Below are 26094 nucleotides of genomic sequence, written 5' to 3' on the forward strand. Positions count from 1 at the left end.
TTTATAGATCAAATATAGTAAAACCACTACACTCTTAACCTAACTATTTTAATTCTACTTTAATTCTATTTTTATTGAATTGCTAATAAGGACTTCGCATGTGCTTGCGCAGCTTCAGTTAATTGCTTTCCTCCTATCATTTCTGCAATTTCAGCAATTCTATCTAACTCATTAAGCTGTTTTAATTGAGTGTAAGTAACATTATCTATATCCTCTTTAAATACTTTATATTGAATACTTCCTTTTGCGGCAATCTGTGGCAAGTGAGTTATGCTAAACACCTGTTGAGAAGCACTCATATCATATAATAAATTAGCCATTTTTTGTGCCACCTCACCCGAAACTCCTGTATCTATTTCATCAAATATAATTGTAGGTAATTTTATATACTGCGACAATAACATTTTTACAGCTAGCATAATACGAGATAATTCTCCCCCAGAAGCCACTTTTTTTAATGTCCCAAATTGCCCTCCTTTATTTGCAGAAAACAATAATTCAAAACTATTCCCACCAAAGGAATTAAATGTATCAATACGTTCTAAAACAGGCTTAAAAGTAGCATTTTGCATACCTAATTGGGCAAGAATATCTTCGAGCTTATTGGTTAATCCCTTAAGCACTTTAGTTCTTTTAGTATGAATTTTATCTGCCAAACTGTTTAATTTACGCTCTACATCCGAAACTGCTAACTGTGCTTTTTCTATAGCTTCGTGCATGTTTTCGGTTACAGATACTTTTTCTTGTAAAACTTTTTGAACGTTTAATAATTCTTCGTTTGTTCCAACACTATGTTTTTTCTGTAAATTATAGAGTAATTGTAATCGATCATTAACTGATCCTAATTTTTGTGGATCAGCATCAACCAATTCCGCCTGCTGTTCCATACTAGAACGCAAATCATCTAACTCGATACACACACTTTCTAAACGTTTGAACAACTCATCATATGCTAAGCTATAGGATGCTATTTTTTGCATACTATTCTTTGCCTCTGTTAGCTGATCAAATGCACCATGACTTTCGGCAGTTATACTGCCTACTGCAAATGCCAAACGCTCTTGAATTTCTTCAGTGTTACTTAATTTTTCAAGTAATTCTTCTAATTCCGATTGCTCTTCAACTTTAATAGCTGCTTCAAGTAATTCGGTTAATAAGTGTGAATTATAATTATATTCTTCTTTAAATCGCAATTCATTTTCTTGCAACGCTTTAAGTTCTTTTTTAGCCAATTTAAGTTGTTTCAGTCCTCTGGTAAAGGAAGCCAACTCTTTAGTCGTTTTTGCTAGCGCATCTAAAATATAGAACTGAAATTCGGGTTGCGTAACTTCCAATGTTTGATGTTGACTATGAATATCAATTAATTGTTCACCTAAACTTTGTAATACCTTTAAAGTAACTGGAGTATCATTTACAAAAGCTCTGGATTTACCCGATGGAAGGATTTCTCGCCTTATGCAGGTTTCTTCTTCATAATCTAAATCCTCTTCTTCAAAAAAAGCAGTCAACTCATAATCGGATACATTAAAATAAGCTTCAACTACACATTTTTTTTCTGCATTTTTAATTACTGAAGTATCTACTCGTTTGCCAATAATTAAACCTAAAGCTCCTAATAATAATGATTTTCCAGCTCCCGTTTCTCCAGTAATGGTTGACAAGCCACTAGTAAAATTAACGTGTAGCGATTCAATTAATGCAAAATTTTGAATGGTTAATGTTTGAAGCACTTTTTTTAAATTATTTGAAGGCTAAAGATACTATAGAATATGTTGACACAAAAAATGTAGATCGCATTTTTGCTTATTAAAACCTTACTTTTTATACACAACCTCTTCTTATGTTTTTGAAAAAGTAATCTTAATTTTCAATTTTAGACCACTCCGTTTTATATGAAGGGGCCATAAAATTTAAAAGATCGAGTGTTTTTGAAATATCTACTTTTGGACCACCTGAAAATAATCTAGAAAGTTCAATAGACTTTGCGTCAAAAAAAGTACGCATTACATAAGAATTGGAACGCTTTTTATTTACTTTACCAAGGACATCTATAGCTTCAATTATTTTCTTTTTTGCTTGCTTGGCATCTGATGACATTTTATCTAAGCCTTCCATATGATAAGTATACAAAGCTTCACGATAATCATTAAATGTTCCCGACAATATATCTTCATTCCAACGGTAGCGTGATGTTGTTCCAGAAGATGCACTCCAACCTTTACCTCCAGATGATTGGGCAATATTCACTATTTGTTTTGCCGTTTGGTAATGTTCTGTACCAGATAATTTTTCAAGAGTATCTGCTTCAATGCCCAAAAGGGTATATAAATAATATGAAATAACAGAAATTAAATTTCCTTGATCAGAATTTGGGTTATAAACCAAAGGTTGGTATTCTAAATAATCAAAAGAAAAATCTTTATCATTAAAATTAGCTAAAGTACTTTGATAACCTGAATCGTAAACTGGTCTAGATGATTGTATTTGAATGGTGGCTTCAAAAAAGTTATTATTATAAGCAGTAACATTTATAAAAAAACCGCAATCTATACGTTCCTGAGGCAGGTACTCCACATCGGTCCATCTAGTCTTATTAATAAACTCCTCAAGTGACGTGCCTAAAGTTTTAAAAATAGCTAAATTAGGTTGTCCTGTCTGTTCAGCGTTAATAGTCACTTTAGCATTAAACTCCTGTGCTCCTACTAGTGTTGAAACACATAAAAATAACAAACAGAAAATATTACGCATAATGTAGTTCTTGTATTTCTTTTAAAATATCCTCAGCAACTTCGGCCTTTGTTTTTAAATCAAACGCTTTAGTCTCTAATTTATGATTTACAAAAGTTACTTTGTTTGTTTTATTTTTAAAACCAGCACCTTTATCATTCAGCGAATTTAAAACAATTAAGTCTAAATTTTTACGCGTCAATTTGCCTTTAGCATTCGTGAGTTCATTTTGAGTTTCTAAGGCAAAACCAACCAAAAATTGTTTTTCTTTTTGCTGTCCCATCCAATGTAAGATATCGGTTGTACGTTCTAATTCAATGAACATATCACCTTCTTTTTTCTTAATTTTTTGGTCTGATTTATTTTTAGGTTTGTAATCCGCAACTGCTGCTGAAGCTATAGCTACATCGACCTTATTATAAACCTCTTTTACTGCCATAAACATATCAGCAGCACTAACTACATTAATTGTATGAATTTGATCATGGGTAGCTTTTAATACCGATGGCCCCAAAACCAAAGTAACTTGTGCTCCTAAATTTGCAGCAGCCTCTGCTATTTGAATACCCATACGGCCTGTAGAATGATTTCCTATAAAACGAACTGGGTCGACAGCTTCATATGTAGGTCCTGCAGTTACTAAAAAATGTTTTCCTTTTAATGGTAACTTCCCTAATATATCATTTTCTACAAATTCAACAATAGCTTCTGGCTCTGCCATACGACCTTGACCAACTAACCCACTTGCTAATTCCCCCGAAGTTGCCGGGATCATAATATTACCAAAAGTAATCAGTTTTTCAAAAGTTTCGGCTGTTGATGGATGCTTATACATATCTAAATCCATAGCAGGTGCAAAATACACAGGGCATTTGGCAGAAAGATAAGTGGCTAATAATAAATTATCACTTTTCCCATGAGCCATTTTAGACAAGGTATTAGCGGTAGCCGGAGCTATTATAAAATAATCCGCCCAAAGCCCTAAATCGACATGATTGTTCCACAGTTCATTTTCATCTTCTTTTTCATAAAAAGTGGAATGTACTGGATTTTTAGAAAGTGTGGAAAGTGTTAGTGGCGTAACAAAATCCTTAGCCGCTGGAGTCATTACCACTTTAACTTCGGCTCCTTTTTTAATAAGAGCACGAACAAGCATTGCAGCTTTATACGCTGCAATGCCTGCTGTTACTCCTAATAAAATTTTCTTACTCTTTAATACTGACATAGAATAACTTAGATCGTTTCTCCTGAAACTTCTTCGTTACTTTCTATAGCTGTATTCCTATGGTAGATTTTTTGATCTAACCATTCTTCTACTGCTAATGCATGTGGTTTAGGTAGCTTTTCATAAAACTTAGATACTTCAATTTGCTCTTTGTTTTCAAAAACCTCTTCTAAACTATCATTATAAGTAGCAAATTCATCCAACTTGTCTATTAACTCTTTTTTAATATCTGCGTTAATTTGAGTTGCTCGTTTAGCAATAATTGAAATTGCTTCGTAAATATTGTCTGTTTGCGCATCAACTAAATTTTTATCAATCGTTGATGTACTTACTGATGCTGAACTTTGTTTAAGATCCATACGCTGTATTAATTAATAGCTTGTAGCCTTTTTGTAATATCCTCAAAAATTTTCTGAGCCTTCTTTTTTAAATCTTCATCCTTACTATGCGTTTCATAAGCTTCGTAATATTCCTTAGCTTCTTTTAAACGCTCTGAAACTAAATCTTCATAACTATTTATTGCCAATGTATAAGCAGAATCCAATCTGTAAAACAAGGCTTTTTCAATAAATGCGGATCCTGGATATGCCAACAAATAATTTGTAAAAGATTTTATTGCCGACTTGTACAACTCCATATGGTGTTGTTGTTTAGCAATACTATAATACTTTTTTTCTAATTTAGTTTGCAATTCACTTGCATAGGTATTTGCCTGTTCTAAATACTCACTTTCAGGATAATCATTAATAAAATTCTGAAGTTTATCAATGCCGTCAAGCGTTTCTTTTTGATCTAAACTATAACGTGGTGAAAGTTCATACAAACTTCTTGCTGCTTTAAAAGATGCTTCCTCTGCCTTATCACTTTTGGGAAATGCCGCCACAAAACGTTCCATTTTATAACTTGCTATGTAATAATCACGCAAATTATAATACGTATCTGCCTCATAAAACAATACGCGCTCTGCTTGAGGTTTACCTCTGTACGCAGGAGTAATCAAATCAAAAACGCGCAAAGCCTTTTTGTATTCTCCTTCTTTGTAAAGCTTTTCGGCAGTACTCAATTTAGTTGCTAAATCGCCTTTTTTCAATACTTGCTGGAATTCACTACATGAATTTAGCATTAAGGCAACAACTACTATAGGTACTATTTTTTTTATGTGGTATAAAAACATTCTGCAAAAGTAAGTTTTTCTGTATGATTAAAAAAGATAAATTTGAACTATACTAACGTTGCTAACAGGCTTTCGTTACAATTTTCTACGATTCGGGTTCAATTTCATCGATTAAAGCATGATTAAGAACTAGTTTTCCTTCATCATTAAAATGAAATGCTTTTTTGAACTTGTAGCCTACTTTTATATTTTTAAATAAATAAGAATGTACCGTATGAAGTTCTTGATTAAAAGAATCATCATGGTAACTAAACAATAGTAACAATTCAGCTTGTAATGCTTTTATTTGCTCCCGAGAGTATCCAATTAAAGGACTGTCATGATCAATTTGGTGCACCAAAGTCCAAGTTGTAGGTAGATAAGTAATGGTATCTCGCTCTAATTTTAACTCAAAAAATTCATTTTTGTAACCTCCTTTCTCATCAGCTATGCTAAGTGATAATGAAGCTTTTATTTTTGGTAATACAATTAAACTTTTTCTTCTACTCAACAGACGAAACATTAAAGCATCACCTCCGTTGTGTTTACACAATAAAACAGATTTAGTGAATTGAATATTAGAACGTGGCTTTGAAAAACGTCCATACAATAAACCAGTAATAAACGCGAATGAAACTAAGCCTACTAAAGCTTCAAAACTTGATATTAAACCAGCAGCAATCCCTTCAGGAGAAAAACGTCCATAACCAACACTTGTTATGGTTTGCACCGAAAAAAAGAATGCCCTAAAAAAATCATTAATTACAGATTCACTCTGAATACCAATAGTAGTGACACCTATAAGCAGGTAACCTAATGCAAAAATGATATTTAAAGCTACAAATCCAACAAATAATAACACCAAAAAAAGAGGCCAACTTATACTTGTTAAGTATATGTAAGCCTCATTTATTGTCTTTTTTTTATTAAGATGCTTTACGTTAAAAGTTCCATCCTGATTTATAAATCTTTTTGCTTTTTCCTTTGAAAAAGCACCAACACCAGGATCTTTAACGCGTTCACTCATTTAGAATTCATTTACGTAAACATCAATTTTTTGCTGTAGTTCACTTGTAGCCTGTATTAATGGTAAACGCACAGTAGCATCACACACGTTTTGAGCAGCTAAAATAGCTTTTATCCCTACTGGATTACCTTCGTCAAATGCATATTCAGTGACTGGAATCATTTTGTAATGAATATCATAAGCCGATTTATTTTCCCCTTTTAACCCTAATCGAATCATATCCGAAAAAGCTTTCGGAAAACCTTGTCCAACTACTGTAATTACTCCATGGCCACCAGCAGTTACTAAAGGTAATGCCAACATGTCATCTCCAGAAATCACTAAAAAGTCTTTAGGAGCATCTTTAATAATTTTCAAAACTTGTGTAATATCACCCGTAGCCTCTTTGACTCCTATAATATTTTTATGATCTGCCAAACGTAATGTAGTTTCAGCAGTCATATTAATTCCAGTTCGCCCTGGCACATTGTATATCAACACTGGTAATGATGCTGCATTAGCTACAGTAGTATAATGTTGAAAAACCCCTTCTTGACTAGGCTTATTATACATAGGCACTACAGAAAGAATAGCTTGAAAATCTGTAGTATTTACTTTTGAAGCTTCTTCTGCTACCACTGCCGTGTTGTTTCCTCCTACACCTAAAACAAGTGGTACTCTTTTGGCATTTACTTTAACAACATGATCTATTACTTCCTGTTTTTCCTGTTTAGAAAGCGTTACAGATTCACCAGTAGTTCCTAAAACTACAAGATACTCTACTCCACCGTCGATACAATAGTTTACCAAATTGGTAAGCCCATCTAAATCTACTGCTCCATTTTTTTTAAATGGAGTTACTAACGCTGTTCCTGTTCCAACTAAAAAGTTACTCATATTATATTTAAAATTTTCAGGTATTTTTTCAACTCGCTTATAAATAAATCTATATTATCTGGAGGTGTACCTATAACTAAATCATTAATTCTGTGATCCACATCAGCAAACCCTACTTTAAACTTAGCGTTTGAAGAAGCTGCTACCAAATTTAAATGAGGTATGTCGGAGCTATAAAAGTTAATCAACACATCAAAAGGTTCCTTTACAAAATTATTTAATGAACTACTTTTAAATCCTCCTGCATAACCTATGCCTTTTTCATCAAAATAAGAGGCTCCTCCACTTGAATCTTCGATACTTCCGGATTTTGTTGTTTCCTTAAGTCCCATAATTTTCAATTGATCAGACCGCACTCCTAATTTATCCGCTAATTTTACCACAGATAAAATATCAAAATCCTTGCGTGCATCAATCAATACCGCCAACGATTTTAACTTTATTGCCCCCGTATACACTGATCTTTTTTTGATCTGTGAATCGATTACTTTACCTACAGATTTATTTTTAAAGCCTTTAAACATGGTTTACTAAAAATGGTTTGCAAATGTAGGTATTTTGAAGATTACCTATACTATTATTATCACGGTAATCTTTAAAATAGTATAAAAATTATCTTTCACTATTTTAAAATAAAACCTTTTAAATTTAACGTTATCAGAATATTTAAAATTAATGCAATAAAAAAATCACTATCCGAATCAAAAAAAATGGAAAACTACTCTAAAATTAACCAAATAAAATGATTATAAATAAGACTTATTATACCCTCCTATTACATCATCTTCCGTTGATATTAAAAATTTAAGAATAAAAAAATGACGCGCTATTTGAATTAAAAAGCCTAAACATTTAATATAAATAGAATTATAATAAAATGCTTCAATTGGAAGTAAAAACTGAACTAATATAAATGATGCTATTGCTGGTAGGAGCCAAAAATTTCTAACCGTGCGTTTATCCATATAAATCAACCCCATATACATCACTAATATTAAAAAAGAACCAACAGGAATAAGCATTTTATACACCTTATCGTTATACCCCTCATTAACCATACTAAGGGCTACATAGGTTAGATAAATTAAGAAAACTGTAGTGATTAAACTTGGAATATATAATTTTCGCTTTGACCAAAAATTAATATTTCTCGTGTTTTTTTTTAGTAAAAAAAATATTAACCAATAATAGGTAGTAAAAGCAAACATTATTTCTAATTGGTAATTTTGCATTCCTAAAACTACCAATGATTCACCTATGGCTACAATAAACAATGCTATATAAAAAAGCTTTTGACGTGTACCTTTATACAAATAGTACACATAACCAATGGAAATAAGACTTAAAAATCGAACAAAAATCGACTCATACAACATATGCTTCCATACTAATACACAGCTTAACAAAGCCGTAATTACAAGAACAACATATGCTATTTTTTCTTTCAAAATGAATTATAAAATCTTAATATTTTGCTAATTAAAGAACTTATTTGTTAAAAATCAATACTTTACACTAGTATTTTACAACAACAAATCTAAAAACTCTTGCTCACTTAAAATAGTAATGCCTAACTTTTCAGCTTTAGCTAACTTACTGGGCCCCATTTTATCGCCCGCAATTACATAGGATGTTTTAGCTGATATTGAACTTGAGACTTTTCCTCCATTTTTTTCAATAAGTTCTTTTAATTCCTTTCTAGATACCTGAGTAAAAACCCCAGAAACTACATAGGTATTTCCTTGTAACTTATCTGTCTGACCTTCTAAATCTTCTGCCGACAAAGCCAATTGTACTCCAAAACTACGTAATTTTTCTATTTGTTGAATATTCACTAATTCATTAAAATAAGCCACAACACTTTGCGCTATTTTAGTCCCTATCTCATCAACTGCCTCGAGTGTTTCTATCGAAGCGCTTGCCAAAGCATCAATAGTTTTAAAATGTTTCGCCAATTTTTTAGCAACTGTTTCACCTACAAATCGAATTCCTATAGCAAAAAGCACACGTTCGAAAGGAATTGTTACTGAAGCCGCAACACCTTTAACTAAATTTTCAGCACTTTTTTGCGCCATACGTTCCAAAGGAAGAATATCTTCTACCCTAAGGGTATATAAATCTGTATAATTAGTTACTAAACCTTGCTTTACTAAAAGCCCAACAGTTTCCCCTCCTAGACCTTCAATATCCATTGCTTTACGCGAAATAAAATGTTCAATACGTCCAATTACCTGTGGAGGACAATGAAATTCATTTAAACAATAATGTTTCGCATCTCCTTCTGTTCTTACTAATTCAGTATCACATTCGGGACAATTTGATGCATACACAATAGGTTCACTATCTACTGCTCTACTAGCAACCGATACACCGACAATTTTAGGGATGATTTCGCCTCCTTTTTCTACATAAACCACATCATTTATACGGATGTCTAATTTTTCTATTTGATCCGCATTATGTAATGATGCTCTTTTAACTGTAGTACCTGCCAAACTAACCGGTTCCAAATTGGCCACAGGAGTTATTGCTCCAGTTCTGCCTACTTGATAATCAACACTTATTAATTTCGTTTCAACTTGCTCTGCCTTAAATTTATAAGCCATTGCCCAACGCGGCGCTTTAGCCGTATACCCCAATTCTTCTTGCTGTTGTAAATTATTCACCTTAATAACCACACCATCGGTTTCATAAGGTAAATCCACACGTTTTTTATCCCATAGATTTACAAAATCCATCACTTCATCAATCGAATGCGCTAAAACTGCAATTTCGGGCACTTTGAATCCCCACATACGTGCTTTTTCCAAGCTTTCGAATTGATTTTCAACTCCTAAATTTGTTCCCACTAAACTGTATAATAAACATTCAAGTGGTCGCTTTGCCGTTTCACTACTATCTTGTAATTTTAAACTTCCCGAAGCTGTGTTTCTTGGATTGGCATAAGGCTCTTCTCCTGCAGCTATTCGCTGTTCATTCATTTTATGAAAACCATCAAAAGGCAATACAATTTCCCCTCTAATATCAAATTTATCGGGATAATCTCCTTTTAACTGCAAAGGTACTGTTCGAATCGTTTTTATATTTTCGGTAACATTATCACCCTGAAAACCATCACCTCGTGTAATAGCTTGCGTCAAAAGACCATTAACATATGTTAAACTTATTGAAGCGCCATCATATTTTAATTCACAAGTATAAGATACCGGGCCATCTACTAATTTTTTTATACGTTTTTCCCAATCTAACAAATCGTCTTTCGAATACGAATTATCCAAAGAATACATTCTGTTTTCATGCACTACTGTTTCAAAGTTTTTTGTAATTCCACCACCTACTCTTTTGGTTGGCGAATTGGGATCTTCAAATTCTGGGTGAGCAATTTCTAATTCTTGTAATTGCTTTAAAAGCATATCAAAATCATAATCACTAATTGTAGGTTGATCTAAAATATAATAATTATGATTGTGTTGGTGTAATTCCGCTCTAAGCGATTCTATTTTTTTTGCTATGGTCTTCATATTTAATACAAAACAGCTTTTAACATCCTGTCTTTTCCTCTAAAATCTTGTTTAATTATAGGTCGTTTAAAACCTAATTCTAAAAGTAACTCTGTAAGTTCCTCACCTAAATACTCATTAATTTCAAAATACAATACTGCATCCTTTCTTGCTTGCTTTAGAAATAAATTGGCTATTTTTTCATAAAAAAGCAACGGATTAGTATCCGAAACAAACAATGCCGTTTGTGGTTCATATTCCAGCACATTAGGCTGCATAAATTCTTTTTCCAAGTTACGAACATAAGGAGGGTTTGAAACCACCAAATCAAAACTTTCGAAAAAATCAGTAGCTCCTAAAATATCGAGCTGTTCAAAATTAACCTTTGCACGAAGTTTTTTTGCATTTTCATTAGCTGTCACCAATGCTCCTATAGAGATATCAACAGCAGAAACACTAGCTTTGGGTAAATTTAAGGCTAATGAAGTAGCAATACAACCTGATCCTGTCCCTATATCCAAAATTTTCACCTCTTTCTCTCTAAAATCATCTATAATCCAGTCGACCAATTCCTCGGTTTCTGGTCTTGGAATAAGTGTGTCTTTGGTAACCATAAAATCATTACCATAAAAATAAGCAGATCCAATAATGTATTGAATAGGCTCCCATGCTACTAAACGCTCAATAGCTTCATCAAACTTTTCAATTACAGGGAGAATAATTTCCTTTTGCATGTTTAATGCCACATCAACCTTAGTATATGTTAAATGAGTTTCACAAAGCATGTAAAAAAAATGTGCGGTTTCCTCCTTACCATACATGGGAATAAGGCGTTCTAAAAAAATATTTTTTAATTGAAGTAATTGCATAAATGAGGCAAAATAGTATTAAAATTCTAAAATTAATTCATTCAACCCGCACTGAACAAACCCACAAAGATCCTTTACAAAAAACTATTTTTTATATTAAGGAAAGTCTTGAGAAAGAAGACTCACAATGTGGAGTTCAAAAATAAGGAGTATCCCATAATTTAACCTTATTTTTGAGGCATTAATTTTAAGACTTATGAAATCTTTATTCACATATTTAAGTATCATTTTACTACTTACCACTAGTTGTAAATACGACAAAAAGCCTACTTTTATTAATGTTGAAAAAATAAATATTCAAAATATAAACAAAGGATCTGTTACTTTTAAAGCCGATGCCATTTTTAAAAACAATAATGACTTTGGCGGAAATTTAGTGACTGAAAATATTGAGGTTTTTGCTAACAGTATTTCAATTGGTCACCTACAAACTGAAGAATTTAACATCCCTACGCAGGATACTTTTGCCATCCCTTTAACAGGGAAATTTTCGATCGATAAAATTTTAGCTAAAGATAAAAATGACATCATAAATAATGTACTCAATATATTATCATCTAAAAAAATCCCTATATCTTTTAAGGGAGATGTACTCTTTAAAAAAGGTCCTTTCAAATACACATACCATATAGATCAAACTAACGAAGTCAAAATAAAACTATGATTAAGTCAGAATTTATGACGCGCTGTATTCAGTTAGCCCAAAATGGCTTGGGTACTAGCTACCCTAATCCTATGGTAGGTAGTGTTATTGTTCATAACAATAAAATTATTGGCGAGGGTTGGCACTATAAAGCTGGACAAGCCCATGCCGAAGTGAATGCTATTACTAATGTTGCTAATAAATCACTCCTAACAACATCAACTATTTATGTTAGCCTAGAACCTTGCAGTCATTTTGGAAAAACACCTCCATGTAGTGACCTTATTATTAATTCTGGTATTAAACGGGTTGTTATTGGTACTATTGATCCATTTGCAGCAGTAGCTGGACGTGGAGTTAAAAAATTAATGGATGCTGGTTGTGAAGTTATTGTTGGTGTGCTAGAACAAGAATGTCAAGAATTAAACAAGCGTTTTTTTACTTTTCACAATAATAAAAGACCCTATATTTTTTTAAAATGGGCGCAATCTGCCGATGGTTTTTTAAGTCCTGAAGTAACCAAGGGGCAAAAAAGAACTCCAGTATGGATTACCAATTCATTTTCAAAGCAATTTGTACACAAACAGCGTGCCCATGAGCAAGCTATTCTAGTAGGAACTAACACGGTTGTTAATGATAATCCATCCTTGAACACTCGTTTATGGAAAGGCACCCACGTACTAAGAGTTGTTCTAGATTTAAATTTAAGAGTACCTACAAACAGTACTGTTTTTGACTATAAACAACCTACGTTAGTGATCACAACCAAAAAGGATCACCCTCAAAACACTAAAAACCTTTCTTTTGAATGGATGGATTCAACTAAGAATATTGCTTCCCAAATTTGCGATATACTTTACAAAAAAGAAATCCAATCTTTAATTATTGAAGGAGGAAGTCAAACACTACAAACTTTTATTGATGCCAATCTTTGGGATGAAGCTACAGTCTACACAGGTAACACGGTACTTTTTAAAAAGGGAACAAAAGCTCCTTCAATTAAAGGAAGTAACAAAACTTCAACAATTAAAAATGATTTTGTAACACATTACACTAATTTCAAACTTTAGAAATGAATAAACCAAACATAAAAAATATCATCTTTGATTTTGGTGATATTTTTATAAACCTAGACAAAATTGCTCCAACTAATGCTTTTTTAAAATTAGGCTTAACTGCTCCAATTGATGCCATTTCTCTAGTAAACGACACCTATGAAATTGGAAAAATTAACACCAATTCATTTTTATATACGTATCAAAAATGGCTGCCAGAAATAAGCTTAAATGAAATTATTGATGCCTGGAACAGTATTTTAAAAGACTTTCCAATAGCACGTTTAGAATTTTTAAAAGCTCTTGCCGCCCAAAATAAACACAAACTTATCTTATTAAGCAACACCAATGATTTACATATTGATTGGGTTAAGGAAAATATTCCTTTTTTTAATGAATTTAAATCCTGTTTTGATCAATTCTATTTATCACAAGAAATTGGTTTACGAAAACCAAATAGCGAAATTTATGAATTTGTGTTACAACAAAACAAATTAACAGCTAATGAAACATTATTTGTTGATGACCTAAAACAAAATACTGATGCCGCCAAAGCCCTAGGCATTCATGTTTGGAACCTAATTCCAGGTCAAGAAGATGTCACCCAATTATTTACCAAAAACCCTACAATTTTATGAGTTACATAGCACTCAGCATTACCGCCTCAAGTATTTTGTTTGTTGTTTTTAAACTATTTTCTAAATTTAAAATCAACACCATTCAAGCTATCATTTTTAATTATTTAGTAGCTGCTGTTTGTGGATATATTGCCCACAATAAACCTATTAGCATCCCTCAAATCACTCAATTTTCTTGGTTTTATTACACATTAGGTTTAGGCCTAATATTTATAGCTGTGTTTTATGCCATGGCTATAACCACCCAACGCAATGGATTATCTGTGGTGGCCGTATCCAGTAAAATGAGCGTAGTTATCCCTATTCTATTTGGGGTATTTGTTTATAATGAAACTATTGGACGTATTAAGGTATTAGGTATTTTAATTGCTTTATTTTCTATTTATTTAGTCACTGTAAATCCAAATAAAATTAAAAGCAGTTCTATGCTTTTCCCGTTTCTTGTTTTTTTAGGAAGTGGATTAATCGATACAAGCTTAAAGTTTTTGCAAACCAAATTTGTTAACCCGCAACATATTTCTATTTTTTCAGCAACATTATTTGCTACGGCCGGTTTTACAGGCATTTTGATTATTATTTTTCAAATGCTGCAAAAGAAATTTAAATTTGAATTTAAAAACCTTATCGGAGGTATTGCGCTAGGTGTTGTCAATTATTTTTCAATTTATTTTTTAGTAAAAGCCATAAGTTACAAAGGACTTGAAAGCTCAACTTTATTTACTATAAATAATGTAGGTATACTCCTTGTTACAACTATTTTGGGAGTTATACTATTCAGAGAAAAATTAACACAACAAAACAAGCTTGGTATTTTAATGGCTGCTATGGGTATTGTTTTAGTTAGCATTGCCGGAAATTTTAATTAATTATGGAAAGTGATCACTATAAAACCATAGCTAAACCTTCTGGCGAAAGCCTTTACAAAATTAAAAATAGTAAGTTTTTTGCTTATGCCTTTCCCGTTACTAATGAGGAAGAGGTTAAAGAAATTCTTAATCAAATTAAAAAAGAACATTACCAAGCACGCCATTGGTGTTACGCTTGGCACCTTGGAACCTCCCCTATTCGTTATCGTGCCAATGATGATGGCGAACCTTCAAACACTGCTGGTCAACCCATTCTAGGGCAGCTACAATCCTTTGAAGTAACGAACATTCTACTTATAGTTATTCGTTACTTTGGAGGTGTAAAATTAGGTGTTGGTGGACTAATTAGCGCCTACAGAACAGCTGCACATGATTGTTTGGAAAACAGCACTATTGTCACCAAATTAATCACAGAAACTATTAAAATTAATTTTGAATATCCTTTAATGAATGAGGTTATGCGAAAAATTAAACAACATAAACTAAACATAAGCAAACAGGATTTTAATAACAATTGTGAAATTTGGATTAAAAGCCCTAAAAGCGAAACCAAAAAGAATATCACTCTTTTAACTAGTATTTATGGCATTTCTATTTTAGATAATGATCACTAATTTTGTTTAAAATCAAAAAAACTACTTTACACTGCTTTCAATTTTTTCTAACATTCTTTCTGGGCACTTTATGGGTCGTTTAGTTTTCATGGATACAAATACAAGCACCGTACTTCCAGTTGTTAACAATTCCCCTTGTTGATTATGTAGCTCATACTCAAATTCTATCTTAGCTGTAGGCGCATTTTTCAAGCTTGTTGTAATAGTCAATTCATCATCAAAAAAGGCAGATCTCTTAAAGTTTGTACTAAGTGCCACAACAGGCAGCATTACCCCATCTTCTTCCATTTTTTTATACGAAAAACCTAGTTTTTCTAACCAATCAATACGCGCTATTTCAAAGTATTGCGCATAATTCCCATGATATACTACCCCCATTTGATCAGTTTCACCATAACGCACTCTAATTTTTGTTTTCGTAGAAAAATATGTCATTTAATCGATTTTAAGAAAAATAAATTTGTAGTTTCAAAATTAACACTTAGTAGTCAAAAAAAAGTTATAAGTCAAGGTATATTTAGTTTTTTTATTCAGTTTTTTGTTCACATATTTGCTGTATAGTTATTAAGGAAAAGACATAATACATATCTTACCTTATTTCAACGTTTTATAACAAACCAACTCTTAAATTTAACAATGATTATAACAGCTCAAGAAGCATGGGACAGTTGTCTATCATTTATTGAGGACAATATTAACCCACAAGCATACAAAACATGGTTTGAACCAATCAAAGCAGTAAAGCTTGTTGATAATTCCTTGAGCATCCAAGTACCTAGTAAATTTTTTTATGAGTGGCTAGAAGAGCATTATGTTGAGTTACTCAAAATCGCTTTGGTAAAACAACTTGGATCACAAGCTAAATTGGTTTATGTAATACGCATGGAAAATAGTGTAGATAGCAAAGCTCCCTACACAGAAAAAATACCTAGTACTAACAGATCAGGAGTACAATCACAAAAGGTTAATATCCCTTTAAAGGCCAAAAGTCCAGAACTTAAAAATCCTTTTATCATCCCTGGCATCAGAGATGTTAAAATTGATTCTCAATTAAATTCTAATTATAATTTTGAAAATTTTCTTGAAGGAGACTCAAATCGTTTGGCTCGTTCTGCTGGATTAGCTGTAGCGAACAAACCAGGTGGAACTTCATTTAACCCACTACTTATTTTTGGTGGGGTTGGATTAGGAAAAACGCATTTAGCCCATGCAATTGGTGTAGATATAAAAGACAAATATCAGGATAAAACAGTACTTTACATATCAGCAGAAAAATTTACACAACAGTATATTGAATCTGTAAAAAAGAATAACAGAAATGATTTTATTCATTTTTATCAAATTATTGACGTATTAATTGTTGATGATATCCAACTACTTTCGGGTAAGGCAGGAACTCAAGATGTTTTCTTCCACATTTTTAATCATTTGCATCAAAATGGGAAGCAAGTAATTTTAACTAGTGACAAGGCACCTGTTGATATGCAAGATATTGAACAACGCCTATTATCAAGATTTAAATGGGGACTTTCAGCTGAATTAAATCAACCAGATTTTGAAACTCGCATTTCGATTATTAAGAATAAACTATATCGTGATGGGGTTGAAATGCCTGAGGATATTGTAGAATTTTTAGCCCATAATATAAAAACAAACATTCGTGAACTCGAAGGTGCTATTATTTCATTAATTGCACATTCATCTTTCAATAAAAAAGATATCACTATTGATTTAGCGAAAACGATTGTTGAAAATTATGTAAAGAATACTAAACGTGAAGTTTCGATTGAATACATCCAAAAAGTAGTCAGTGATTATTTTCAAATGGATGTGGAAACCTTACAATCTAAAACACGTAAACGTCATATAGTACAAGCGAGACAACTGGCTATGTTTTTTGCTAAAAAATTAACCAAAGCTTCACTAGCAAGTATAGGTAGTCAAATTGGAAAAAGAGATCATGCTACTGTATTACACGCTTGTAAAACTGTCGATAATTTAAGTATGACAGACAAACAATTTAAAAAATACGTGGAAGATTTACATAAAAAGCTTACCATATAATGACGAATGATCGCATTAAAATTTTAATGGTTTGCTTGGGTAACATATGTCGTTCTCCTTTAGCCCAAGGAATATTACAACAAAAATTGAATCCAAAAAAATATGATGTTCAATCCGCAGGAACTGCAGGTTATCATATTGGTAAATTACCCGATGTACGATCTATTAATGTAGCTCGTAAAAATGGTATTGATATCACAAATCAACGTGCAGCTCAATTCTCTGCTGATGATTTTGATACATATGATTACATTTTTGCAATGGACGCAGAGAATTATGCTAATATAATTGCTCTAGCTAATTCCGAAGAACAAAAAGAAAAAGTATCCATGATACTTAACGAAATTAGCCCCAATAGTAATGCAGAAGTTCCTGATCCTTATTATGGTGGCCCAAAGGGTTTTGATAATGTATATACGTTACTAGATACTGCTTGTTCTATTATTGCTACTCGCATTTAATGCACTTTATTTTTTTTACAACAGTCGTAAGGCTACATAAACATAAAATAATATTTTATTGTTACATTGTACGGATAACAGTTAGAATTTGTTAAAATTTTAACTGTTATTCTTTTTCCTTAAATTAGTCGTATCTAAATTTATTTATAACTACCCCTTATGAGTGAAAACACAGGTAAACTTTTTTTGATTCCCGCCAGACTTGGTGATGATATTAAACTAGAAGTCCTTCCAATTTCAATTAAAAAAGTGATCGAAAATACCGACCATTATATTGTTGAGAATGAAAAAACAGCAAGACGATTTATCAAAAAAGTATCTCCCACTAAAGCACAAGCTAGCTTAGTGATGAATACTTTAAATAAGTTTACTGACGATATGGAATTACCTAGTTTTTTAACCCCATGCTTTGACGGTCATAATGTTGGAATACTATCGGAAGCTGGCTGCCCTGGAATTGCAGATCCCGGTGCCGATATTGTACAAATTGCACATCAAAAAAATATTACAGTGGTTCCTTTAGTAGGTCCTTCATCCATTTTATTAGCCATGATGAGTAGCGGTATGAATGGACAAGGCTTTAGCTTTAATGGTTACCTCCCTATTGACAAACAAGAACGCAAACAAAAGATTAAACATTTAGAACGCATTTCTTTTGAACAAAATCAAAGTCAATTATTTATTGAAACACCTTATAGAAACGATAAATTAGTTGAAGATTTAATTCACACCCTCCATCCAAATACACGTTTGTGCATTGCTGTAGATATTACGCTTACTACCGAATACATTAAAACTTTGAGGGTAACAGAATGGAAAAACATTAAAAATAGCTTAGATCTACATAAAAGACCTTGTATTTTTATTATACATAAGGATTAATTGTAATTCTGTCTTACAACAGAATTACAATTAAATTCTTCCAACTAAATCTACTTTAGCTTTTTTATTTACAGGAATATCAGAAATGTCATAAGATTTAAACTTATCCATATATTCTACAATCGAAGTACCAAAACCATCCTGAAAGGCTATTTTTCCGCCACTGCGTAAAAACTTTTTTACTGAACCAGGACCGCCTAAATGAGCTGCTGCTAAAATACCAGATTCTGTAACAACCACACCTCCAATATTCTTACCAACAAAACGTTTGATATCTCGTCTTAGTACCCATTTATTTCTAGACACATTAGCTTTAAATGCTTTTTCCTGTAATGCAGGTGAGCTTAAAAATAAATTAGTATCATGTACACCTACTAAAGCTAAGGTACCTTTTCCAAACTGGTATTTACCCATATAGCCAAACTTATTAACTATACCATACCTTCCTTGAGACTCTTTAAAGGCCAACGCCTCTTTAAAGCCTAAAAAATCATTTTTAAGAAAAAGTTGGTAATTTACATCTTTTAAATTCGAAAGCTGCTCACTCGAAGGGTATTCATAGCACAATTCTTCAACCGAATGTGAACTATCAAAGTTTTTTGAAATTTTTAAAAGATCAATCGCACGCCATTGACCTATAAGACCAATAACTAGCGGTAATACAGAAACACGAAATACTTCGTTGGTTCTGACCATATACTATCATTTCTGTTTAGCGAGGCAAATTTACAAATCATTTTTATTTGTAGGAAAAATACGCACAAAAATTATAAGATTCCTATTTATTTAACCTCTGTTTTACAATTTGATAATAAAAACGATAAAAAGAATAACATATTACATACTAACGTTTAATTCCTTTACTATTCACCCATTTATGATATTTGGAACTATAATTATTATGCTGTCTCAAACTTTTAGAAAACTTATGGAATCCAAAGTTTTCTACATCAGCTACAAAATAAAAGTAATCATGTTTTTCATAATTCAAAACAGCATCAACTGCAGAAATATCTGGCATAGCTATAGGCCCTGGAGGTAATCCTTTATATTTATATGTATTATAAGGATGTTCTAATTTTAAGTCCTTTCGCAATACTCTTTTAATTACTCTATCCCACTTATTTTCTGATTTTTTTAAAGCGTAAATTACTGTAGGATCGGCGTCCAATTTCATTCCTAACTTTAAACGATTCATATACACACCAGCAACTCTAGGACGTTCTTTAATTTTAACGGTTTCCTTATGTACTATGGATGCTAATGCAACTACTTCTTTAGGTTTTAATCCAATAGCTTCTGCTTTCCCTTTTCGTTTATCATTCCAAAAGTAACCATATTCTTTCCACATTTTATCTCGAAATGCTTCTGCAGAAATATTCCAAAATACTTGGTAACTATTAGGAACATACATTGAAATTGCCGTGTTTAAATTAAAGCCATGCTCCTTTAAAAATTTCTCATCCTTAAATACTTGTAATAAAGCTAGACTATCCAATTCAATTTGCTCTGCTACTCTTCCTGCTAAATTTTCTAAGCGTTCTTGATTATTAAAACTTACCTTAACAGGTATGTTTCTACTTCTTAAATTAGTAATTAATTCATTATTGTTGCTCCCTTTTATTAACACGTATTTTCCAGGCTTCACCCTTGTGGCATATCCTTTCTTTTTAGCTAACCATTCAAAAGATTTCACATCTCTTAAATAAGGAGTTAATTTTGTTACCACATCATTAAATGTAGTCCCTGTTGGAATCAACACCTCCTTTGTAACTTCATCAAAATTAGTATTCGAATCAAAAATTTTATTATAAATAGTATAAGAGAAAATACTTCCGACAATTAATGTAATAGCTACAATAAGTAATAGTATCTTTTTAATGTACATAAATCAATTGGTATAAATTTTCATTTTTAAATTCTCCATTCACTAAAGTCCAGTCTTTACGTTGTCCAACAAACTTAAAGCCTGTTTTTAAAAACAATTCTTGACTTATTTTATTGTCTTCAGAAATGGATGCGTATAGTTGATGTAAATGTAAATGAGTCTTTCCATATTTGATCAGTAGATTTAAGGCCTCTTTTCCATAACCTTTTCCTCTGTCTTCGGTATCTAAAATAAGAATCCCAACTCCCGAACGCCTGTGCGTAGGATTAAAATCATACAAATCAATTAAACCTATAATTTCATCCTTATTAGTACAAATAGCTAAACGCAACTGTTTAGCCTCGTAAATATCTAAATGTGCATTTTCAAGATACTGTTTTATCAAAAAACGAGAATAAGGAGTTTGCGTAGCACTCACCTCCCATACACGCTCATCATTTTCTACTTTGTAAATAAACTCTAAATCCTCAGGTTCTAAAGCTCTCAAATAAATTTGTATCCCTTTTAACGTGACCATGTTATTGTACCTTTAAAAACTAGTTTTGCAGGCCCTTGTAAATAAACATTTTCATAACCGGCGTCTGTTTTAGTAAAACTTATCGTTAGTTTACCTCCTGGAGTTTCAATATTTATTTTTTCGGCAGCAGTTTTATTTGCGGTATGCATTGCTATAGCTACAGCTGTTACTCCTGTACCACATGATAATGTCTCACCCTCTACTCCACGCTCATAGGTACGTACCGAAAAAGAATCATCATTAATTTGTTCTACAAAATTCACATTAGTTCCTTCTTCAAAATAAGGAGCACCGCTACGAATATTTCTACCTTGAGTAAACACATCAAAATCGGATAATTTTTGAACCTCTTGAACATGATGAGGAGATCCTGTATCTAAAAACCAGTGATCACCGGGAGCATTTATAGTAGATACATTTTGCATTCCTAATTTAACCAAGTCTCCGGATATAGTGGCATCATGCGGACCATCAATAGCAGTAAAATTAGCGGTATCACTCACTATCCCTAATTGCTTGGCAAATGCAACTAGACAACGTCCTCCATTACCACACATAGTACTCTCATTACCATCTGCATTAAAATATACCATAGTAAAATCATCACCTGAAACACTTGGTTCTTCCAAAAACATACAACCATCGCCCCCAATCCCAAACTTACGATCGCACAAATGAGCTATTAAGTCTGTATCTGTTTTTGATAAAAGTTTGGAACGATTATCAATAATCACAAAATCATTACCTGTTCCTTGATATTTATAAAAAGTAATCTCCATTAGTTATTTTTTCGACTTACAAAGGTATAGGAATTCTAATTGTTTACGACTAATCATCACATAAATTATTACATAAACAGCATACTCTTTTAGTATCTATTTGCAACACTTTTTAATTTGAAGCGTACTATTTATAGAACTTTAAATACTAAAACTAACCAGTTAATAGATTTGGTTTTTATTAATTAATGACATATTTACATAAAAAATAAGCTATTACAGTCTAAATAATGACAAATTGAGTGTTTTTCACAACTAAAATAACTCGTTTAAAATTTGGTATTGTCTTTGTTTAAACTTAACAATAGTATCATAATTAAATTTTTGACTATGAAAAAAATTGCATCACTACTTTTAGTAGGCATTATAGGTGGAGCTGTAGCTCTGGGAACTCAAAAAATTATAGATTATAACGAATCTAAAAATGATGATTCAACCAATGTCTCATATACATCACCAATACCTACTCCAAAATTACATACTACAAGTATGCCTAATTACAACACAGCATCAAATGCCTCATTAAATATTGACTTTACTGTTGCTGCCGAAGAAACTGTAAATGCTGTAGTACACGTAAAAAATGTATCAACTTATCGTAGACCTAGAAATTATATGGATTATTTACGTAATGGAGGCAAATTAGAAAAAGCTATTGTTGGTGCTGGGTCTGGAGTAATTATTACCGAAGATGGTTATATTGTAACAAATAACCACGTAATTAAAGGAGCTAGTGAAGTCCGTGTCACTCTAAATAACAACAAGTCCTATGAAGCAAAAATTATAGGATCTGACCCTAATGCGGATATCGCACTACTAAAAATAGTTTCTGACGAAAAGTTTGATTATATCCCTTTTGGAAATTCTGACAATACTAAAATTGGTGAATGGGTTTTAGCAGTGGGTAATCCATTTAATTTAACCTCTACCGTTACCGCTGGAATCATTAGTGCTAAAGCACGTGATTTAGATGAAAATGATCGAAACATGCAATCCTTTATTCAAACGGATGCTGCCATAAATCCAGGAAATAGTGGTGGTGCATTGGTGAATACCAAAGGAGAGTTGATCGGTATTAATACAGCCATTACATCACAAACAGGTAGTTACGTGGGCTATGCTTTTGCTGTTCCTTCCAATAATGCCAGGAAAATTGTTGAAGATATTTTAGAGTATGGAGATGTTCAAAAAGCTATTTTGGGAATATCTGGAGGCACCTTTAGTCAAAATGCCGCTAAGGAATTAGGGATTAGTTATTCACAAGGGGTGTTTGTGTCTAGCATAAGTAAAAATAGTGGCGCAGAAAAAAGTGGTATTAAAAAAGGCGATATCATTAAAAAAATTGACGGTTATGCTATTAGAAAATTTTCGGATTTGACAGGCTACATTAATAGTAAAAGACCAAATGATGTACTTAATGTAAGTGTATTAAGAAATGACAAATTAATAGATATTCCCGTTACATTAAGTTTGTATGAAAGTTACCAATTAAAAGATTTAGGAATTGAGGTGATAAATGCCACCGAAAGTGATTTAGCACAATTTGGAGCCAAACATGGAGTAAAAATTAATCAAGTATTAAGCAATACTATGAAACGCTATGGTTTAGAAGGCTATATTATAACTGAAATAGATAATACTCCTGTAAACAGTGTAGGAGACGTTAAAAAAATACTACAGTCCAAAGCTGAAAATGAAGATATTATGGTAAGCTTTTTGGACCGATATGGAGAAAAGAAACATTTTGTATTTAACTAAACCAAACTTAGTTTTTAAAACTAAATATATGAGTTAAAAATTGCAAATAACTCTCTTTATGCAAAGGGAAAGTGATGAATTCTAATTAATAATTACATAACAAGTTCATCATGTTATATATTTGCAATTACAATGAAAAGCTAATAGTGTTTTAATACTGTTAGCTTTCGTTTTTTATAATTAATAATTACATTTCTTTTGAAAACTCACTCCACACTAGATAACCTTAACGTTTTATACGAAGATAATCACATCATTGCCATAAATAAACGTGCTGGAGACATAGTACAAGGTGATCAAACGGGTGATGTTCCTTTAAGCGAAATTGTAAAACAATACATTGCTAAAAAATACAATAAACCTGGTGCCGTTTTTTTAGGGGTTGTACATCGGCTAGACCGCCCCACTACTGGTGTTATTATTTTTGCTCGAACAAGTAAAGCCTTGACGCGTTTAAACAAAGCTTTTGCTGAAAAAGCAACTCAAAAAAAATATTGGGCTATTGTAAGTCCTGCGCCACCTAAGCAAGAAGATCAACTTATTCACTATTTAAAGAGAAATCCTAAGCAGAATAAATCATATGCACACAATAAAGAAGTTCCTGAATCAAAAAAAGCTAGTTTACATTATTTTATATTAAAAAAACTAGATAATTTTTCTTTACTAGAAATTGAATTGCACACAGGTCGTCATCATCAAATAAGAGCACAACTTAACAAAATTGGTTGTTCCATTAAAGGAGATCTTAAATATGATGCCAAACGGAGCAACCCTAATGGTGGCATACATTTGCATGCTCGGGAATTAGCTTTTATACACCCTGTAAAAAAGGAACCTATAAAAATCACTGCCCCCACTCCTAAGGATGCAGTTTGGGATGCTTGTAAATAGATAAATAAATACACATTTTATTAACGTATCTTTAATTGTGCTTTTTCTCTAATTATATCACCTATAGGTCGATCTTCAATGTTACTTTGCAACCACGAAAGAATATCTAAGTATAAAAACGCACGCTTTTCATAGGGATGGTCTTCATACTTTTTTAATCGATCATATAATTTTTTAAACTCCTCTTTAATTTTTAAGGGATTTACGTTTTCTAAATTCCTTAAAAACTTAATCATTTCCTTTTGAACTGCATATAAGTCATCCATTTTTATTAAAAACTTATAGGTGTTGTGTAACTGTGTATCCAAATGCAAATCCATTCGAGCTTCATAATGTGCAATCAAACTTAAAACCCTTGAAAAGCATAATAAATCCTCACGCATTTTCAATGATTTATTATTTATTATTTTATTCAAATATTCAATACACATCTCATGGTTTTCCATACCAAAATAGAGACAAGCAATTTTATAATAAAAGACCATAATGTGGTGACCATCAATATGATTTTTATAATGTTCTAAACCATCTAAAATCTCCGAAATTAATGATAAACCTTCGTTAAAAGTACCTTCACTAAAATGTAAATTTAACTTATTGGTATTTATATATAAAAAACTTAAGGCCAATGTATTCTCATGCTGTGGAAAACCATCCGAATGCACCATTTTTTCCAACCTATTCAGTTTTAACTTAAGCTTTTCACTATCCTTAATTAAAAACAAGGACTCCATAAGGTAATTATTCCCTTTTAAAAAGAATACTGGATTTACAGCTATCATTTTAGGTTCTTCAAAAAATAAATCCACCCATTTTTTAGAGTACTTATAGCAAGCTAAAAAATCCTGAGTCATAAAACTATACCATAAATGAGCTTTATAAAGCCAAAGTTTTTCTCTAAAACCTAATAATTCCCAATCATAATCGGGTAACCTCCCTTGGAAATACGTTCTTAAAAACTCATGCTCTTTATCATTTTTAACATAACCCGTTTTTAACATTAATCCATAAAGTTGTAATGACAAATTGGATAACCTACTTGCTATCACATTTTTCATACTCAACCTTTTAGCTTGAATAGCTAATTCATCAGCTCTGGATGAAATACTGCGTGTGATATATTGTGTTTCTATTATTTTTTCAAATTCAACAATTTCATAGGCTAAATTGTTTTCTTCATTATCAATAGCAGAAATTTTAGCTTTGTCTAAAATCTTTAAACTTTGCTTATATAATCCTTTGTGATATAAAATTGTAGCAAAATCCAATTGTTCCCTAATTTTCATTCTCAAATTTCGATGAACAGGGTTTAAACGTAAGCTTATTAAAATTTGTTTATACAAATGAGCCTTTAAGTTGGATAATTGCTGTTTGGTAACAATACCTTTAGCTATTACTTGAGCTTCATCAAGCTTTTCAGATTTATCTAAATAGTTGAATAAATTTAAAAACTTGGAATCATTATTACCTCCTAAACGACCAACATATACTTTAAATTGGCGCTTTTCGGACTTGGTTAATGATTTAACCAGTACAAATAATGGATCTTTTACTTCATTAGTCATTGTAAGAAAACAAGAGTTAATCCCTTTTAAAATAAGGGTTCAAGGTAATTATTAAAACATTTACCGTTGTAAGTGTTTTGCAAAAATAGCAAACAT

27 protein-coding genes are annotated in these 26094 nt (G+C 32.0%); 10 read left to right on the forward strand and 17 right to left on the reverse strand.

Translation table 11 applies throughout. From position 1 onward, the window contains the following. Positions 1 to 71: 71 nt before the first annotated feature. The 11 genes from recN to prmC form a co-directional block, all read right to left on the reverse strand. The gene (gene recN / locus KQA_RS0207010; protein ID WP_010179492.1) at positions 72 to 1730 is read right to left on the reverse strand and encodes a DNA repair protein RecN; all 1659 of its coding nucleotides are present in this window, start codon (positions 1728 to 1730) and stop codon (positions 72 to 74) included. Positions 1731 to 1860: 130 nt separating this feature from the next. Beyond that, positions 1861 to 2748 carry a type IX secretion system protein PorD gene (gene porD / locus KQA_RS0207020; RefSeq protein ID WP_010179493.1) on the reverse strand — a complete coding sequence of 296 codons (888 nt, stop codon included), beginning with the start codon at positions 2746 to 2748 and terminating at the stop codon, positions 1861 to 1863. Further along, positions 2741 to 3952, reverse strand: coding sequence for a bifunctional phosphopantothenoylcysteine decarboxylase/phosphopantothenate--cysteine ligase CoaBC (gene coaBC, locus KQA_RS0207025; RefSeq protein ID WP_010179494.1), 1212 nt, complete (start codon positions 3950 to 3952; stop codon positions 2741 to 2743). The genes porD and coaBC overlap by 8 nt, the downstream gene beginning before the upstream one ends. 8 nt (positions 3953 to 3960) lie before the next feature. After that, entirely contained in the window at positions 3961 to 4311 is a 351-nt protein-coding gene (locus KQA_RS0207030) for a DNA-directed RNA polymerase subunit omega (RefSeq protein ID WP_010179495.1), read from the reverse strand. A gap of 8 nt (positions 4312 to 4319) precedes the next feature. Further along, the gene (locus tag KQA_RS0207035) at positions 4320 to 5126 is read right to left on the reverse strand and encodes an outer membrane protein assembly factor BamD (RefSeq protein WP_010179496.1); all 807 of its coding nucleotides are present in this window, start codon (positions 5124 to 5126) and stop codon (positions 4320 to 4322) included. Between the two features lie 85 nt (positions 5127 to 5211). Next, complete coding sequence (locus KQA_RS0207040; protein WP_010179498.1) at positions 5212 to 6132, reverse strand: ion channel; 921 nt, start codon at positions 6130 to 6132, stop codon at positions 5212 to 5214. After that, positions 6133 to 7008, reverse strand: a complete 876-nt coding sequence (gene dapA / locus KQA_RS0207045) for a 4-hydroxy-tetrahydrodipicolinate synthase (RefSeq protein WP_010179501.1) — start codon at positions 7006 to 7008, stop codon at positions 6133 to 6135. Then, on the reverse strand, positions 7005 to 7532 hold the full coding sequence (locus tag KQA_RS0207050; protein WP_010179503.1) for a DUF6913 domain-containing protein: 528 nt from the start codon (positions 7530 to 7532) through the stop codon (positions 7005 to 7007). Before KQA_RS0207050 ends, dapA begins: the two co-directional genes overlap by 4 nt. A 222-nt stretch (positions 7533 to 7754) precedes the next feature. Beyond that, entirely contained in the window at positions 7755 to 8456 is a 702-nt protein-coding gene (locus KQA_RS0207055) for a hypothetical protein (RefSeq protein WP_010179505.1), read from the reverse strand. A gap of 75 nt (positions 8457 to 8531) precedes the next feature. Next, positions 8532 to 10529 (reverse strand): NAD-dependent DNA ligase LigA, encoded by a 1998-nt coding sequence (ligA, locus tag KQA_RS0207060; RefSeq protein ID WP_010179507.1) that lies wholly within the window; start codon positions 10527 to 10529, stop codon positions 8532 to 8534. 2 nt (positions 10530 to 10531) lie between these two features. Beyond that, on the reverse strand, positions 10532 to 11377 hold the full coding sequence (gene prmC / locus KQA_RS0207065; RefSeq protein WP_010179509.1) for a peptide chain release factor N(5)-glutamine methyltransferase: 846 nt from the start codon (positions 11375 to 11377) through the stop codon (positions 10532 to 10534). Between the two features lie 196 nt (positions 11378 to 11573). On the opposite strand from prmC, the gene KQA_RS0207075 reads away from it, so the two are divergent. Genes KQA_RS0207075 through KQA_RS0207095 form a run of 5 tightly spaced genes read left to right on the forward strand, consistent with a single transcriptional unit; the run spans position 11574 to position 15193 of the window. After that, positions 11574 to 12041 carry a hypothetical protein gene (locus KQA_RS0207075; protein ID WP_010179511.1) on the forward strand — a complete coding sequence of 156 codons (468 nt, stop codon included), beginning with the start codon at positions 11574 to 11576 and terminating at the stop codon, positions 12039 to 12041. Then, a complete protein-coding gene (gene ribD / locus KQA_RS0207080; RefSeq protein WP_010179513.1) occupies positions 12038 to 13090 on the forward strand; it encodes a bifunctional diaminohydroxyphosphoribosylaminopyrimidine deaminase/5-amino-6-(5-phosphoribosylamino)uracil reductase RibD in 1053 nt (350 codons plus the stop codon). The genes KQA_RS0207075 and ribD overlap by 4 nt, the downstream gene beginning before the upstream one ends. Positions 13091 to 13092: 2 nt before the next feature. After that, positions 13093 to 13713: an HAD family hydrolase gene (locus KQA_RS0207085; protein ID WP_010179515.1), complete on the forward strand. Its 621-nt coding sequence runs from the start codon at positions 13093 to 13095 to the stop codon at positions 13711 to 13713. Next, positions 13710 to 14579, forward strand: coding sequence for a DMT family transporter (locus tag KQA_RS0207090; protein WP_010179517.1), 870 nt, complete (start codon positions 13710 to 13712; stop codon positions 14577 to 14579). The genes KQA_RS0207085 and KQA_RS0207090 overlap by 4 nt, the downstream gene beginning before the upstream one ends. Positions 14580 to 14581: 2 nt before the next feature. Next, positions 14582 to 15193 carry a YigZ family protein gene (locus tag KQA_RS0207095; protein WP_010179520.1) on the forward strand — a complete coding sequence of 204 codons (612 nt, stop codon included), beginning with the start codon at positions 14582 to 14584 and terminating at the stop codon, positions 15191 to 15193. A gap of 21 nt (positions 15194 to 15214) precedes the next feature. Here the strand turns inward: KQA_RS0207095 and KQA_RS0207100 are convergent, their stop codons facing one another. After that, positions 15215 to 15628 carry an acyl-CoA thioesterase gene (locus tag KQA_RS0207100; RefSeq protein WP_010179522.1) on the reverse strand — a complete coding sequence of 138 codons (414 nt, stop codon included), beginning with the start codon at positions 15626 to 15628 and terminating at the stop codon, positions 15215 to 15217. Positions 15629 to 15829: 201 nt separating this feature from the next. Here KQA_RS0207100 and dnaA point away from each other — a divergent pair, with 201 nt between their 5' ends. The 3 genes from dnaA to KQA_RS0207115 all read left to right on the forward strand — a co-directional run bounded on the left by dnaA (position 15830) and on the right by KQA_RS0207115 (position 18600). Then, complete coding sequence (dnaA, locus tag KQA_RS0207105; protein ID WP_010179524.1) at positions 15830 to 17257, forward strand: chromosomal replication initiator protein DnaA; 1428 nt, start codon at positions 15830 to 15832, stop codon at positions 17255 to 17257. Continuing rightward, the gene (locus KQA_RS0207110) at positions 17257 to 17718 is read left to right on the forward strand and encodes a low molecular weight protein-tyrosine-phosphatase (protein WP_010179526.1); all 462 of its coding nucleotides are present in this window, start codon (positions 17257 to 17259) and stop codon (positions 17716 to 17718) included. The genes dnaA and KQA_RS0207110 overlap by 1 nt, the downstream gene beginning before the upstream one ends. Positions 17719 to 17877: 159 nt before the next feature. Then, positions 17878 to 18600, forward strand: a complete 723-nt coding sequence (locus KQA_RS0207115) for an SAM-dependent methyltransferase (protein ID WP_010179528.1) — start codon at positions 17878 to 17880, stop codon at positions 18598 to 18600. 30 nt (positions 18601 to 18630) lie between these two features. On the opposite strand, the gene KQA_RS0207120 is transcribed toward KQA_RS0207115, so the two are convergent. The 4 genes from KQA_RS0207120 to dapF all read right to left on the reverse strand — a co-directional run bounded on the left by KQA_RS0207120 (position 18631) and on the right by dapF (position 21784). Further along, positions 18631 to 19296, reverse strand: coding sequence for a hypothetical protein (locus KQA_RS0207120; RefSeq protein WP_010179530.1), 666 nt, complete (start codon positions 19294 to 19296; stop codon positions 18631 to 18633). Positions 19297 to 19444: 148 nt separating this feature from the next. Then, entirely contained in the window at positions 19445 to 20488 is a 1044-nt protein-coding gene (gene mltG, locus KQA_RS0207125; RefSeq protein ID WP_010179533.1) for an endolytic transglycosylase MltG, read from the reverse strand. After that, on the reverse strand, positions 20478 to 21005 hold the full coding sequence (locus KQA_RS0207130) for a GNAT family N-acetyltransferase (RefSeq protein WP_010179534.1): 528 nt from the start codon (positions 21003 to 21005) through the stop codon (positions 20478 to 20480). The genes mltG and KQA_RS0207130 overlap by 11 nt, the downstream gene beginning before the upstream one ends. Further along, positions 20993 to 21784 carry a diaminopimelate epimerase gene (dapF, locus tag KQA_RS0207135; RefSeq protein WP_010179536.1) on the reverse strand — a complete coding sequence of 264 codons (792 nt, stop codon included), beginning with the start codon at positions 21782 to 21784 and terminating at the stop codon, positions 20993 to 20995. The genes KQA_RS0207130 and dapF overlap by 13 nt, the downstream gene beginning before the upstream one ends. Positions 21785 to 22114: 330 nt before the next feature. On the opposite strand from dapF, the gene KQA_RS0207140 reads away from it, so the two are divergent. Both KQA_RS0207140 and KQA_RS0207145 read left to right on the forward strand, forming a co-directional pair. Then, a complete protein-coding gene (locus KQA_RS0207140; RefSeq protein ID WP_010179538.1) occupies positions 22115 to 23542 on the forward strand; it encodes a trypsin-like peptidase domain-containing protein in 1428 nt (475 codons plus the stop codon). A 198-nt stretch (positions 23543 to 23740) separates the two neighbouring features. After that, positions 23741 to 24433, forward strand: a complete 693-nt coding sequence (locus KQA_RS0207145) for an RluA family pseudouridine synthase (RefSeq protein ID WP_010179540.1) — start codon at positions 23741 to 23743, stop codon at positions 24431 to 24433. Between the two features lie 20 nt (positions 24434 to 24453). On the opposite strand, the gene KQA_RS0207150 is transcribed toward KQA_RS0207145, so the two are convergent. Next, positions 24454 to 25998 (reverse strand): hypothetical protein, encoded by a 1545-nt coding sequence (locus tag KQA_RS0207150; RefSeq protein ID WP_010179542.1) that lies wholly within the window; start codon positions 25996 to 25998, stop codon positions 24454 to 24456. Positions 25999 to 26094 lie beyond the last annotated feature (96 nt).

It is taken from the genome of Aquimarina agarilytica ZC1, assembly GCF_000255455.1.
In the GTDB taxonomy this organism is placed as follows: Bacteria; Bacteroidota; Bacteroidia; order Flavobacteriales; family Flavobacteriaceae; genus Aquimarina; species Aquimarina agarilytica.

Coding starts and splice junctions, on each gene's coding strand:
- porD (WP_010179493.1), bottom strand. CDS start 2,748: ATGCGTAATATTTTCTGTTTGTTATTTTTATGTGTTTCAACACTAGTA.
- coaBC (WP_010179494.1), bottom strand. CDS start 3,952: ATGTCAGTATTAAAGAGTAAGAAAATTTTATTAGGAGTAACAGCAGGC.
- KQA_RS0207030 (WP_010179495.1), bottom strand. CDS start 4,311: ATGGATCTTAAACAAAGTTCAGCATCAGTAAGTACATCAACGATTGAT.
- KQA_RS0207035 (WP_010179496.1), bottom strand. CDS start 5,126: ATGTTTTTATACCACATAAAAAAAATAGTACCTATAGTAGTTGTTGCC.
- KQA_RS0207040 (WP_010179498.1), bottom strand. CDS start 6,132: ATGAGTGAACGCGTTAAAGATCCTGGTGTTGGTGCTTTTTCAAAGGAA.
- dapA (WP_010179501.1), bottom strand. CDS start 7,008: ATGAGTAACTTTTTAGTTGGAACAGGAACAGCGTTAGTAACTCCATTT.
- KQA_RS0207050 (WP_010179503.1), bottom strand. CDS start 7,532: ATGTTTAAAGGCTTTAAAAATAAATCTGTAGGTAAAGTAATCGATTCA.
- ligA (WP_010179507.1), bottom strand. CDS start 10,529: ATGAAGACCATAGCAAAAAAAATAGAATCGCTTAGAGCGGAATTACAC.
- prmC (WP_010179509.1), bottom strand. CDS start 11,377: ATGCAATTACTTCAATTAAAAAATATTTTTTTAGAACGCCTTATTCCC.
- KQA_RS0207075 (WP_010179511.1), top strand. CDS start 11,574: ATGAAATCTTTATTCACATATTTAAGTATCATTTTACTACTTACCACT.
- ribD (WP_010179513.1), top strand. CDS start 12,038: ATGATTAAGTCAGAATTTATGACGCGCTGTATTCAGTTAGCCCAAAAT.
- KQA_RS0207085 (WP_010179515.1), top strand. CDS start 13,093: ATGAATAAACCAAACATAAAAAATATCATCTTTGATTTTGGTGATATT.
- KQA_RS0207090 (WP_010179517.1), top strand. CDS start 13,710: ATGAGTTACATAGCACTCAGCATTACCGCCTCAAGTATTTTGTTTGTT.
- KQA_RS0207095 (WP_010179520.1), top strand. CDS start 14,582: ATGGAAAGTGATCACTATAAAACCATAGCTAAACCTTCTGGCGAAAGC.
- KQA_RS0207100 (WP_010179522.1), bottom strand. CDS start 15,628: ATGACATATTTTTCTACGAAAACAAAAATTAGAGTGCGTTATGGTGAA.
- dnaA (WP_010179524.1), top strand. CDS start 15,830: ATGATTATAACAGCTCAAGAAGCATGGGACAGTTGTCTATCATTTATT.
- KQA_RS0207110 (WP_010179526.1), top strand. CDS start 17,257: ATGACGAATGATCGCATTAAAATTTTAATGGTTTGCTTGGGTAACATA.
- KQA_RS0207115 (WP_010179528.1), top strand. CDS start 17,878: ATGAGTGAAAACACAGGTAAACTTTTTTTGATTCCCGCCAGACTTGGT.
- KQA_RS0207120 (WP_010179530.1), bottom strand. CDS start 19,296: ATGGTCAGAACCAACGAAGTATTTCGTGTTTCTGTATTACCGCTAGTT.
- mltG (WP_010179533.1), bottom strand. CDS start 20,488: ATGTACATTAAAAAGATACTATTACTTATTGTAGCTATTACATTAATT.
- KQA_RS0207130 (WP_010179534.1), bottom strand. CDS start 21,005: ATGGTCACGTTAAAAGGGATACAAATTTATTTGAGAGCTTTAGAACCT.
- dapF (WP_010179536.1), bottom strand. CDS start 21,784: ATGGAGATTACTTTTTATAAATATCAAGGAACAGGTAATGATTTTGTG.
- KQA_RS0207140 (WP_010179538.1), top strand. CDS start 22,115: ATGAAAAAAATTGCATCACTACTTTTAGTAGGCATTATAGGTGGAGCT.
- KQA_RS0207150 (WP_010179542.1), bottom strand. CDS start 25,998: ATGACTAATGAAGTAAAAGATCCATTATTTGTACTGGTTAAATCATTA.